Genomic DNA, 11,984 nt, shown 5'->3' on the forward strand with positions numbered 1-11,984 from the left:
AAAAAACTAAATTCCGTAGTACGAATTTGCGCCATCAAGTCTTATAAAAATAAATAAAAGAATAGTAAAGCCCCATAACCCAGATCCTCCGTAACTAAAAAAGGGCAACGGGATTCCTACGGTTGGGAATAAGCCTGTAACCATTCCTACATTTACAAAAAAGTGAAAAAACAAAATAGCGGCAACGCTGTATCCATACACTCGGCTAAATGGGTTTTTTTGGCGTTCGGCTAAAAACAAAATTCGAACAATTAATCCAACGAAAAGTAAAATAACCACTATACTACCCAAAAAACCCCATTCTTCACCAACGGTGCTAAAAATGTAGTCTGTATGTTGTTCGGGTACAAACTTTCCTTTGGTCTGTGTACCTTCTGTCCAACCTTTACCAAGCCATCTACCACTACCGATAGCAATTTCACTTTGGTTGGTATTATAACCTATTCCTTTAGAGTCGATTTCCTTTCCTAATACAATATTAAAGCGGTCCCTATGGCGTTGTTCAAAAATATTGTTGAAAATGTAGCTTACCGAAAAAGAAAAGCCAATACACGCAATGACAATTACAACATACTTAAATAGATTAGGGCGTTTTTTTCTTTTTCTGAAAAACAAAAATCCGGCAATCAGTACTACGGCTAAAATTACCCAAAATATACCAAAAGCCAATGTTGAAACAAACAAAGCGGCTGCAAAAAAGCCTAATAAAAGATATACAAAATGCAACCCTTCCCTATACAAAGGGAAAACAAAGGCCGCATAAATGAGGGCGCTTCCAGGGTCGGGCTGTGGAATGATAAAAATGGCTGGTAATGCAATAATTAAAAATGCCTTAAGCTGACCTTTAAATTGATGCATGTCCGTTTGTATATCGGTCAAGTACTTAGATAAAGCCAGTGCCGTAGCAGCTTTTGCAAATTCACTAGGTTGAAGGCTTATGCCTCCAAATGAATACCACGAGGTGGCTCCAGAAATTGTTTTCCCAAATATAAAGAGCCCTAATAACGATAGCAAAGAGACTAAATAAATAACACTGGAAAAGCGTTCGTAAAATTTTGCTTCTATTGCTAGAATAAAAATGATAAGGATAACACTTAAAAATATCCAAAGCAGTTGTTTGGTATAAATTTGATTAAAATCCCAAAACGTTTTTGCACTATCATCCAGTGAGGCTGAGTAAATGTTCATCCAACCAATGGCAACCAATGCGAAATAAAAAAATATAGTGAGCCAGTCTAACTTTACGAGTCCTTTGCCTACCGCCATTATCGATTAATTTTAAAAGGTTCGTCACTATACGGTTTAGCATATTCTTCTTCTAAGCTGCCATTTAACACGTAATTTTCCATGTCTTTTCGAGTGATCTCACCTTTTATATATTTTTCTATCATTAAGCCAGCAATTCTACCTGCCCATCTGGAGCCCCAATATCCATTTTCAACAAAAACAGCTATAGCGATTTTTGGATCATCTTTGGGTGCAAAAGCAACAAATATGGAGTGGTCGGTCAACTGCATACGTTTACCATCTATCCGGATGAAGTTTTCAGCAGTACCTGTTTTTCCACATATTTCAATATCAGGAACTCTTATATACGATGCTGTACCACGGGTGTATACTTCATGCATACCTTCTACAACAGGTTCAAAATACTGGGGGTCTATCGTTGTTTTATGTTTTTTGGTATATTCTTTTGGGATGGTGTCTGTCTCTCCTATACTTTTTATAACGTGTGGGGTATAATACCAGCCTCGATTAGCAATAGTTGCTGTAAAATTTGCCATTTGTATAGGGGTCATTAACACTTCACCTTGACCAATTGCATTTGAAATAGTGGCAGTAGCATACCAATTATTTTCTGGGTACATACTATTATATGTTTGTGCATCGGGTATTTTTCCTGGTCGTCCGCTGGGTAAGTCGTATCCTAAATAATGCCCCAAGCCAAAACTTTCTAGGTGGGTTTCCCAGGCGTCCATCCCTTTTTGAGGTGTTGGGTATTTTTCAATGGTACGTCTATATACTGTACAAAAATAGGCATTACAAGAGTTAGCAATTCCACCTACCATAGATAAAGGGCTAGGATGGTGGTGGCATCCTAATTTCCTCCCTCTTCCATAATGGTAACCTCCGTGACAAGAAATTCTTTCTTTAGTATCAATTACATTTTCTTGCATTCCTATTAAGGCAGTAAGTGTTTTAAAAGGTGATCCGGGAGGATATTCTCCTTGTAATCCACGATCAAATAGGGGTTTTGCAATGGTGTCGTACCATAGCCGTGTAAAATTTTCAGAACGTTCCCTGCCTACTAATAAACCAGGATCGTAATTAGGCGCGGTGACTAAACTTAAGATCTCGCCTGTTTTAGGTTCAATGGCAACAATACCACCTCGTTTGTTTACCATTAATTCTTCACCATATTTTTGCAGTTCAGAATCTATGGTTAGTTGCAAGTCTTTTCCTTTTTGTGGAAGCGTGTCAAAAACACCATTGTTAAAGGGGCCTATATCTCTATTAAATCTGTCTTTCTGTATGTATTTAACGCCTTTTACGCCACGCAATAAATCTTCATACTGAAGTTCAACGCCTTGTTTGCCTATTAACTCTCCCATTTGGTAATAAGGGTTTTCCTTAATAATGCGCTTGTTCACTTCAGCAATGTAACCTAAAACGTTTGCTGAGTGTTTTACTTGGTAGTCCCTTAAGGACCTTTTCTGAATATAAAATCCTTCATATTTATACATTTTTTCTGAAAGAAAAGCATACTCAGCTTTTGTTAACTGCGGAATAACTACTGAAGGTAATCTAGGGGAATAGACACGGGCTTTATTTAAAATGGTGTCAAATCTGCCTTCAGTGATTTTTAAAAGTTTACAAAACTCGGTTGTGTCTAGTGGTTTTACCTCTCTTGGAATGACCATCACATCGTAAGAAGGTTGGTTGGAGACGAGTAGTTTTCCATCACGATCAAATACATAACCCCGTTGAGGATAATCATACAGTACCTTTACAGCATTGTTTTGTGATAATTGTTGAAAGGATGTGTCATACACTTGTAAATAGAATAACCGTCCGGCAAAAACTACTCCAGTAATTAATACAACAACAAGTAATAACAGTTTACGCATGTAGGGAAAAGCTTATTTAAAATTTTAATTTGAAAAAAATACGGTACTAGTTGGTTGTTAGTTTTTTCGACTAAATAAGATTAAAATACTCATTAATAGTATTATACTAAATATTCCTGAAAATAACGTGGATTTTAGGATTAAAAGTATGTGTGAAAGGTTAAAAATTTCAAGGGTAAAAAGGATAATATGGTGTAAAAAAACCATCGCTACAACATATGAAAACTGCTGCGCCAATGATGTTTTATACAACTTTATATTATTATGCTCATAACTAATGCCAAAAGAGAATTTTAGGATCCACGGTCGTATATAAGCAATAAACACCGAAGCGGCTGCATGAACTCCTCCAGAATCCCCAAATATGTCGATTGAAAAACCTAATAGAAAACTTAAAAATATTAATAATCCCTTATTTCCGCTAAGCGGGTATAATAGAATAAAAAGGATGTAAATATAGGGGTTGATATACCCCAAAAAGTTAAGGTGATTTAAAAGTAACACTTGTAAAAAAACAAGCAGTATAAACCGTAAAGCATTTATTAAAATTGCATTATTCTGCATCTTCTACTTCATTTTCCAATTGCAATATTTCTTCTTTGTTTGTATTCTCAATTAGATAGACATGCTTTAAGCTTGTCATATCATTAAATAACTTAATCTGGAGGTCGTAATAATTAGCATCTCCATCTAGATTAAACTCTTCAATAGTACCTATTAAAATACCTTCTGGAAAAATGGTTGATTTTCCACCAGTGATAATAGTGTCACCAACTTTAACCGGGGCTAATCGCGGGATATCTACTAATTGAACCCTATTTGGATCTTTTGTATCCCACTTTAAAGTTCCAAAATGATTCGATTCTTTTAACCGAGCATTTATCTGGCTATTGGTGTTTAAAATAGATTGTACAGTTGAAAAATTCTCTGATGTAGCATTAATAATCCCTATAATTCCTTTGGAAGAAATTACACCCATATCAATCTTGACACTATCTTTCTTTCCTTTTCTTAACGTTAAATAGTTCTTCGATTTTGAATACGTATTGTTTATAATACGAGCATTCCTAAAAATATATCCCGATGGAAGTACCGTGCTATCCAAAGTTGAAGTGTTAGCGATACTTTTTAAATTTTCCAGTTGAGTTCTCAGATGGATGTTCTCTTCTATTAAGCGTTTGTTTTCGTTTTCAAGCCCAAAATAGCCAGTAACATTACTTTTGGCACTAAAAACATTTCCGCTTAAAAAGTTAGCTGAGCTTACATACTTCCCGTTGTGATACGAATGGGTTTGTATCGTAAGATAAACTGAAATAAGGAACAAAAGACCAAACAACAGGAAATTTTTATTCCGTATAAAGAAAAAGATAATCTGTTGCATGACGAGTTAATTCCTATTTTATCAATACACTTTTATATTTGTTTAGGTTTTTTAAACAAATACCGGTACCTCTAACGACAGCTCTTAATGGATCTTCAGCAATATAAACAGGAAGATCTGTTTTTTGAGATAACCGCTTGTCAAGTCCCCGAAGCATAGAACCACCACCAGCTAAATAGATACCTGTGTTGTAAATATCGGCAGCTAATTCTGGAGGGGTTTGCGATAACGTTTCCATTACCGCATCTTCAATACGAAGAATAGATTTATCCAGCGCTTTTGCTATTTCTCTAAAGGAGGTTTGAACTTGCTTTGGTTTCCCAGTAAGAAGGTCACGTCCTTGAACAGACATTTCTTCTGGTGGCAATTCAAGATCTTCGGTAGCAGCACCTATTTGGATTTTAATTTTTTCAGCAGTGCGTTCTCCCACATACAAGTTATGTTGGGTTCGCATATAATAGATAATATCATTTGTAAACACATCACCTGCAATCTTTATAGATTTATCACAAACAATTCCACCTAGAGCAATCACGGCAATTTCAGTAGTACCACCTCCTATATCGACCACCATATTTCCTTTAGGTTGCATAATATCCACGCCAATACCGATAGCTGCTGCCATAGGCTCGTGAATAAGATATACCTCTTTTCCATTAACCCGTTCGGCGCTTTCTTTTACCGCTCGCATTTCCACTTCTGTAATCCCACTTGGGATACAAATTACCATTCGTAGTGAAGGCGTAAGCCACTTCTTTTTTAATGCCGGAATATCCTTAATGAACATGTTGATCATTTTTTCACTGGCATCAAAATCGGCAATTACTCCATCTTTCAATGGGCGAATTGTTTTAATGTTTTCGTGCGTTTTACCTTGCATCATACTGGCTTCGCGCCCAACGGCAATAATTTTCCCGGTAGAACGGTCTCGTGCAACAATGGAAGGCGCATCTACAACAACCTTGTCGTTGTGAATGATCAGGGTGTTTGCGGTCCCTAAATCGATGGCTATTTCTTCCGTTAAGAAATCAAAAAATCCCATATTCTATTTTGGTGGTATTGAAATTATACGTGATAAGCTACTGCTATTCACAAATGTAACATTTTTAGTGTTTAAAATGACGTGTACCGGTAAATACCATGGACATTTCATTTTCGTTGCAATAATCAATGCTAAGCTCGTCTTTTATGGAGCCTCCTGGTTGTATTACTGCAGATATTCCGGCGTTGTCTGCTATTTCTACACAGTCTGGAAACGGGAAAAAAGCGTCACTGGCCATAACAGCCCCATCTAAATTAAATTTAAAGTTGTTGGCTTTTTCAATAGCTTGGCGTAATGCATCTACACGAGACGTTTGTCCCGTTCCGCTCGCACACAACTGCTTGTTTTTAGCTAAAACAATGGTGTTGCTCTTAGTGTGTTTACATATTTTCGAAGCAAACATCAAGTCTTCTAACTCGCTATCGGTTGGTTTATTGTTGGTTTTGTACGTTAATTCTTCTTTTGAATCTGTTTTGTGGTCTTTATCTTGAACCAAATATCCGTTAAGGCTCGTCCTAACTTGAATTGTGGGCAGTTTTGTTTCTTTCTGAATTAATAAAATTCGATTCTTTTTGCCTTTCAGAATTTCTAATGCTTTTTCTGAAAAAGAAGGGGCGATAACTACTTCGCAGAATAATTTGTGAATTTCTTCAGCAGTGGCTTCGTCAATTTCAGAATTACTGATTAAAATTCCGCCAAATGCCGAAACAGGATCGCCGGCCAACGCATCTACATAAGCTTGTTTGACGGTGTCTCGCTGGGCAATTCCACAGGCGTTATTATGTTTTAATACGGCAAAAGTAGGGGCGTCGTTTGTAAATTCAGCCATTAAGTTTACTGCGGCATCTACATCGAGCAGGTTGTTATAGCTTAATTCTTTACCGTGTAATTTGTCGAACATCGCATCAAAATCACCAAAGAAAAAACCTTTCTGGTGCGGGTTTTCGCCATAACGAAGTTCTTTTCCTTTTGCTTCGCTAATTTTTAGTGTGGGCATTTCAGTTTCAGCATTGAAATAATTAAAAATTGCTGAGTCGTAATGCGATGAAATATTAAACGCTTTCGCAGCGAATTTTTTTCGATCGTTTACTGAAATGGAGCCTTCATTTTCTGAAATAATATGCAATACTTCTTCGTAATCTTCCATAGAAGAAACACAAAGCGTATCCTTAAAATTTTTAGCTGCGGCACGAATTAATGAAATTCCGCCGATGTCAATTTTTTCAATAATGTCTTGTTCCGAAGCACCAGAAGCGACTGTTTTTTCAAAAGGATATAAATCTACAATCACTAAATCTAACTGTGGGATGTTGTATTCTTTCATTTCGGCTACATCACCATCGTTATCTTGACGGTTTAAAATACCGCCAAAAACTTTTGGATGTAGTGTTTTAACACGACCTCCTAAAATAGAAGGGTAATCGGTCACTTCTTCAACAGGAATAACTTCTATTCCCAAATCGTTAATAAATTTTTGAGTTCCTCCGGTAGAATAGATAGTAACTCCCAGTTTGTCTAGTTCTTTAACAATAGGAGCCAGCCCATCTTTATGAAAAACTGAAATTAATGCAGAAGTGATTTTTTTTGTGTCGCCCATGGATTGAAATTTAAGGGGCAAAAGTACATAATTACATATAAAATTGTAACAATATGACATAGAAACCGTCCTATGTTATTGAATATTTTTTTGAATTATTTTGATACCTTGTATTTTTAAAAGTATTGGAGCGATCTCTAGTACTAAATAGGGGTGTTTATATCCTTTTTACTAACTAATTTCTGAAAAAAGAATGCTGGTTTACTTACGTGTTTTAAAAGAAAGTTTTGCTTTTGCCGTCAATGCATTACGAAATAATAAACTGCGAACTTTTTTATCATTAGTAGGCGTTACTATTGGTATTTTTTCAATTATTGCAGTCTTAGCTGCAGTAGATTCTTTGAAAAAAGAAATTGAAGGAAATATTAGTTCATTAGATAAAAGCACGATTATCCTTGCCCATTTCTCTTTTGGTCCAAGCGATATCCCCCGTTGGAAACGAGAACAGTTTCCTATGGTTTCTTTTGAAGAATACCAATATTTAGAAAGTAATGTGCCTAACCTCGATTATGCTACGTACACTTTAAACGTGCCTAATGAAAATATAAAATATGGCGATAACCAGATTAGCGATGTGCCAATTGGTGCCGTAACAGAAAGTTATTACTACATTGAAGCATTACAATTAGATTCTGGACGATTTTTTAATGGAGCAGAATCTAATAGTGGTTCGCCAGTTTTGGTTATAGGATATGAAATTGCACAAAAATTATTCAACGGAAGTGAACGGGCCCTTGGTAAACAAGTACGAATTTATGGTCGAAAATTTACAGTAATAGGTGTGCTTGAAAAAGAGGGCGCAGGGTTATTTGGTGGCTCAAAAGATACATCAATCTGGATGCCCGTAAATATTGTACGGCGAATGTATGGCGATAACAATAAAAACACGTTTCCTCAAATTGTTATTAAGCCTAAAAAAGATATAGATAATGAAGAGTTCATTGCTATTTTAGAACAAAAACTACGCTTAAAAAGAGGGCTGAGACCTGATGATGTAAGTACCTTTTTTGTAAATCAACTACAAGGATTTGCCGATATGATTGATAACATAACTGGGCAAATGAATTTAATTGGTTTGGTTATTAGTGGCTTTTCATTGCTAGTAGGTGGTTTTGGTATTGCCAATATTATGTTTGTGAGTGTTAAGGAACGAACTAATTTGATAGGAATTCAAAAATCATTGGGAGCTAAAAACCGGTTTATCTTGCTTCAATTTTTATTCGAGGCCGTTATTTTAGCGGTTATTGGAGGGTTAATTGGGCTTTTCTTGGTTTTTTTGGTCTCTCTCTTAGCTTCACAGTTTACAGGTGATTTTGAGTTTGTGCTTTCCCCTTGGAATATGTTTATTGGAACTGCAATTTCAGCGGTGATTGGGTTAATATCAGGAATACTTCCGGCTATTTCAGCTTCAAAATTAGATCCAGTAGAAGCGATTCGGACTGGAATGTAAGAGTTAAAGAAAATAAAACCAAATCACAAACATCAATTAGTATTCTATCGGTGCCTGAGTGTTCCGACGGTAGGAGGAATGCGTTGCGCTGAGCCTGTCGAAGTGTATGGAGGCTCAGTAATTATAATATTTCAGCAACTTGCTGGTTTATCCACTCTAAAAATCGCTCATCTTCTACTGAGAAAGGATCTTCGGTATGTGAGTCTATATCTATTTGTCCAATATTTTTTCCGCTTTTAAAAAGAGGGACTACAATTTCAGCTTTAACATACATGTTGCAAGCTATGTAATTGTTTTGAGCTTTTACATCGGCAACCACAAAATTGGCATTCGATTCTGCTACTTGCCCGCAAATACCTTTTCCGAAGGGAATAACTATGTGATCGGTAGGTTCGCCTGCAAATGCTTCTAGATGCAAGGTTTTCTGCTCGTGATTAGCGAAGTAGAAGCCAACCCAATCGTAATATCCTAAAGAGGTTTGCAATAGTTCACATACTTCATAAAGGCGTTGTTTTACAGGTTCCTTGTCATTTGCTAAAATTGTGTTTACTTTGGGTTTCAAAACATCAAAAGGCATAGTTGTCTATTTTAAGTAAAAGTATTTTAAAACCGAGACAAACGCCAAATACAAATGCTGTATTTTTGTTAAAATTTATATTTGTTTTTGAAAAAATTATTTGTAAAATATAAAGCCGTTATCCAGTTTATACTCTTGTTTTTGGGTACGTATCTGCTTTTAACCTTCTTGTACACACTGTATTTAAAGTACGCTGAACACGGGGTCTATTATCCTGATTTTTTCACCAATTTGGTAGCGAAACAGAGCAATGCCGTAATACAAGCTTTTGGCTATAATGGAGTTGTTAAGCCAGAACCTACAGGTCCTTTTATGGGATTGTATATTAATGATGTTTTTTTGGCTCGTGTTGTAGAGGGATGTAATGCGATAAGTATTATAATATTATTTGTGGCTTTCATTATTTCATTTACACAAAAGTTTAAGAAAACACTGTTGTTTATTTTTGCAGGTATAGCTTTAATTTATGCAGTAAATATTTTGCGGATAGCATTATTAACCATTGCCTTATATCATTATCCAGAATACACTGATTTTCTACACCAAATTGTTTTTCCGGCAATTATTTACGGAATGGTTTTTCTATTATGGTTGTTTTGGGTGCGTAACCTTAAAGTAAAATCTAGAAATACTAATGAATAAAAAAGCAACCATACTATTTATATTGATTGCAATATTTGCATTGGTAGGTGTGCGCTTTTTTGAAGAAAATATTTTTTACGATCCTCTTATTCATTTTTTTAAATCAGATTATGCCAATCAAACTCTTCCGGATTTCGATACTTTTAAATTATTAGTAAGTATAGGATTTAGATATGTATTAAACACCCTTTTTTCATTAGTAATAATTTGGTTGGTTTTTGAAAAAAAGGATATTTTAAAACTATCGATTATTCTGTACCTCATTTTGTTTCTTCTCCTTTTAATTGTTTACTTACTACTTTTATTTAACTATGAAGAAGGGAACTATTTAACCCTTTTTTATGTACGTCGCTTTTTAATTCAACCATTGTTCTTATTGATTTTTTTACCTGCATTCTATTTTCAGAAAAAAGCATAAAGCAATTTTGTATCTTTGAAAAAAATAAATTTTGAAGAAAATAGTTATGAAAAAACACATATTCCTATCCGTTTTATTAGTGGTAATCACTTTAGTCTCTTGTGCAGATAACAAGAAAAAAACCGAACCAGAAATTAAAACAGTCGATACAAAAGCTGAAAGCAAAACCTATGTAGCTGCTAAAACCGATGCTGAGTTTAAAGATGAAAAAACAGCAGGCGTATTTAAACAATACGTAAAATTAAAAACAGCATTAGTTAATACAAATGCAGAAAAAGCATCTCAAGAAGCTTCTAATTTAATGACTTCTTTTGCCAATGTGGGAGTGGATAACGTAGCTTTGCAAGCTGCCCAAAATATTGTAGAAAGCAATGACATTAAAGAGCAACGTACCGCTTTTGTTGCTGTTACTACTGAAGTTGAAAAGATGATGGAGGATGCTCTATCTTCGGGAACAATTTATAAACAGTATTGCCCAATGGCTTTTAATAATAAAGGGGCATTTTGGCTAAGTGAAAGCAAAGATATTATGAATCCTTATTTTGGTGATAAAATGCTAAAATGTGGACGTGTTGATGCGGAAATACAATAAAGAATTTTAGTAATACTTGTAATTTTAGGGTACACATCCTGAAAAAAATTCCAAACTTTTCAGAAAAATTAAATATGAAAAAAATAGGTGTAACGCTACTTTTTACAATTAGTTTAATAGCGTGCTCAAACCCCAAAAAAGAAAATAAAGTAAATTGGCAACCCCTAAAAACTGTACAGTTGGAAGGAGTTAGCCCCTTGGGAATTGCAGAGATAAGCAATACACTGTGGGTAAGTGATGGGGTTGGTAACCGCATTGTTTCCATTGCTGAAAAAAACGAATCAGTTCGTATTTTAGATTCTTTTAGCCGCCCAATGCATATCGCCACAGATGGAAAGTACTTATTTGTTCCGGAATTTAATGCAAACCGTGTTAAAATAACCTCAGGAGCAGATCAATCTATTATACCTGTGGGTGATTCACTTGCTGGTCCTTCTGCTGTTGCAATATTTGAAAACCAAATGGCAGTTTCATATTTTAAAGGGAATCAAGTGCTTTTTACGAGTGACGGTAAAAACTGGATTCATATAGGAGAACATGCTACTGAAAACAAGGCATTAAACCAACCAACTGATGTGCAGATCACAAAAGACAGCATCTGGGTTGCTGATGGGTATAATAATAGGGTGCAGATTTACGATAAAAAAGGAAAGCTACTTAGCACAATTGGGGAGAAAGAAAATATCAATGTGGCAATGGGACTTTTTGTTTCAGAAAAAGAACTGTTTGTAACCGATTTTGAAAACGATAGAGTTTTAATTTATAATCACGAGGGAAAATTGCTTCAAGAACTTTCAAAAGATATAAAAAGTCCTTCAGATGTATATCTCAGAAACGAGAACCTCTATATACTGAATTACTTGGCAAGTAGTTTGGTTATCTATGAAAAGGGAAACTCTTCAGTAGAAAAATAATTCATTGCTTTTTTTACTAGAAAAATACTACAAAAATCTTTAGTTAAATTTTAGCTAACGAAGTATCACGAATCGTTTTCTGACGTACATTTACTATGTTCTTAAATTAGAATACTATGGGACAACAAAAGTCAAACAGTAAGCCAATGCCTGCAAAGGCACAGCCTAAACAGGCTAAAAAGGCTCCACAGACTGCTGCTAAGAAGAAGTAATTTGTGGCTGGTTTATTTCGTATAAACCTTT

The 11,984-nt window shown here is 35.3% G+C and carries 11 protein-coding genes; 5 read left to right on the top strand and 6 right to left on the bottom strand.

The window, feature by feature from the left end; all coding sequences use genetic code 11:
• Positions 1-6 precede the first annotated feature (6 nt).
• From rodA to purH, 5 genes are all read right to left on the bottom strand, one after another.
• On the bottom strand, positions 7-1,266 hold the full coding sequence (gene rodA / locus DZ858_RS06270) for a rod shape-determining protein RodA (protein WP_117158717.1): 1,260 nt from the start codon (positions 1,264-1,266) through the stop codon (positions 7-9).
• Positions 1,266-3,128 carry a penicillin-binding protein 2 gene (gene mrdA / locus DZ858_RS06275; RefSeq protein ID WP_117158718.1) on the bottom strand — a complete coding sequence of 621 codons (1,863 nt, stop codon included), beginning with the start codon at positions 3,126-3,128 and terminating at the stop codon, positions 1,266-1,268. Before mrdA ends, rodA begins: the two co-directional genes overlap by 1 nt.
• Before the next feature lie 553 nt (positions 3,129-3,681).
• Positions 3,682-4,509 carry a rod shape-determining protein MreC gene (gene mreC, locus DZ858_RS06285; protein ID WP_117158720.1) on the bottom strand — a complete coding sequence of 276 codons (828 nt, stop codon included), beginning with the start codon at positions 4,507-4,509 and terminating at the stop codon, positions 3,682-3,684.
• A gap of 13 nt (positions 4,510-4,522) precedes the next feature.
• Entirely contained in the window at positions 4,523-5,551 is a 1,029-nt protein-coding gene (locus DZ858_RS06290; protein ID WP_117158721.1) for a rod shape-determining protein, read from the bottom strand.
• A gap of 64 nt (positions 5,552-5,615) precedes the next feature.
• Positions 5,616-7,148, bottom strand: coding sequence for a bifunctional phosphoribosylaminoimidazolecarboxamide formyltransferase/IMP cyclohydrolase (gene purH / locus DZ858_RS06295; RefSeq protein ID WP_117158722.1), 1,533 nt, complete (start codon positions 7,146-7,148; stop codon positions 5,616-5,618).
• A gap of 193 nt (positions 7,149-7,341) precedes the next feature.
• Between purH and DZ858_RS06300 the strand changes: the two genes are divergently transcribed.
• Positions 7,342-8,598 (top strand): ABC transporter permease, encoded by a 1,257-nt coding sequence (locus DZ858_RS06300; protein ID WP_117158723.1) that lies wholly within the window; start codon positions 7,342-7,344, stop codon positions 8,596-8,598.
• A 121-nt stretch (positions 8,599-8,719) separates the two neighbouring features.
• Here DZ858_RS06300 and DZ858_RS06305 read toward each other — a convergent pair whose 3' ends face one another.
• A complete protein-coding gene (locus tag DZ858_RS06305) occupies positions 8,720-9,175 on the bottom strand; it encodes a GAF domain-containing protein (RefSeq protein WP_117158724.1) in 456 nt (151 codons plus the stop codon).
• Positions 9,176-9,262: 87 nt separating this feature from the next.
• On the opposite strand from DZ858_RS06305, the gene xrtF reads away from it, so the two are divergent.
• The 4 genes from xrtF to DZ858_RS06325 all read left to right on the top strand — a co-directional run bounded on the left by xrtF (position 9,263) and on the right by DZ858_RS06325 (position 11,741).
• Entirely contained in the window at positions 9,263-9,817 is a 555-nt protein-coding gene (gene xrtF, locus DZ858_RS06310) for an exosortase family protein XrtF (protein WP_117158725.1), read from the top strand.
• Complete coding sequence (locus tag DZ858_RS06315) at positions 9,810-10,235, top strand: exosortase F system-associated membrane protein (protein ID WP_117158726.1); 426 nt, start codon at positions 9,810-9,812, stop codon at positions 10,233-10,235. Before xrtF ends, DZ858_RS06315 begins: the two co-directional genes overlap by 8 nt.
• A gap of 46 nt (positions 10,236-10,281) precedes the next feature.
• Positions 10,282-10,827 (top strand): DUF3347 domain-containing protein, encoded by a 546-nt coding sequence (locus tag DZ858_RS06320; RefSeq protein WP_117158727.1) that lies wholly within the window; start codon positions 10,282-10,284, stop codon positions 10,825-10,827.
• Positions 10,828-10,901: 74 nt separating this feature from the next.
• Positions 10,902-11,741, top strand: coding sequence for an NHL repeat-containing protein (locus DZ858_RS06325; RefSeq protein WP_117158728.1), 840 nt, complete (start codon positions 10,902-10,904; stop codon positions 11,739-11,741).
• Positions 11,742-11,984 lie beyond the last annotated feature (243 nt).

The organism is Marixanthomonas ophiurae (genome assembly GCF_003413745.1).
Lineage (GTDB): Bacteria > Bacteroidota > Bacteroidia > Flavobacteriales > Flavobacteriaceae > Marixanthomonas > Marixanthomonas ophiurae.

Bases quoted from the DNA above. Each gene is read 5' to 3' on its own strand.
- DZ858_RS06320 (WP_117158727.1), top strand. From the start codon at position 10,282: ATGAAAAAACACATATTCCTATCCGTTTTATTAGTGGTAATCACTTTA.
- DZ858_RS06315 (WP_117158726.1), top strand. From the start codon at position 9,810: ATGAATAAAAAAGCAACCATACTATTTATATTGATTGCAATATTTGCA.
- DZ858_RS06290 (WP_117158721.1), bottom strand. From the start codon at position 5,551: ATGGGATTTTTTGATTTCTTAACGGAAGAAATAGCCATCGATTTAGGG.
- mreC (WP_117158720.1), bottom strand. From the start codon at position 4,509: ATGCAACAGATTATCTTTTTCTTTATACGGAATAAAAATTTCCTGTTG.
- DZ858_RS06300 (WP_117158723.1), top strand. From the start codon at position 7,342: ATGCTGGTTTACTTACGTGTTTTAAAAGAAAGTTTTGCTTTTGCCGTC.
- rodA (WP_117158717.1), bottom strand. From the start codon at position 1,266: ATGGCGGTAGGCAAAGGACTCGTAAAGTTAGACTGGCTCACTATATTT.
- mrdA (WP_117158718.1), bottom strand. From the start codon at position 3,128: ATGCGTAAACTGTTATTACTTGTTGTTGTATTAATTACTGGAGTAGTT.
- purH (WP_117158722.1), bottom strand. From the start codon at position 7,148: ATGGGCGACACAAAAAAAATCACTTCTGCATTAATTTCAGTTTTTCAT.
- DZ858_RS06305 (WP_117158724.1), bottom strand. From the start codon at position 9,175: ATGCCTTTTGATGTTTTGAAACCCAAAGTAAACACAATTTTAGCAAAT.
- DZ858_RS06325 (WP_117158728.1), top strand. From the start codon at position 10,902: ATGAAAAAAATAGGTGTAACGCTACTTTTTACAATTAGTTTAATAGCG.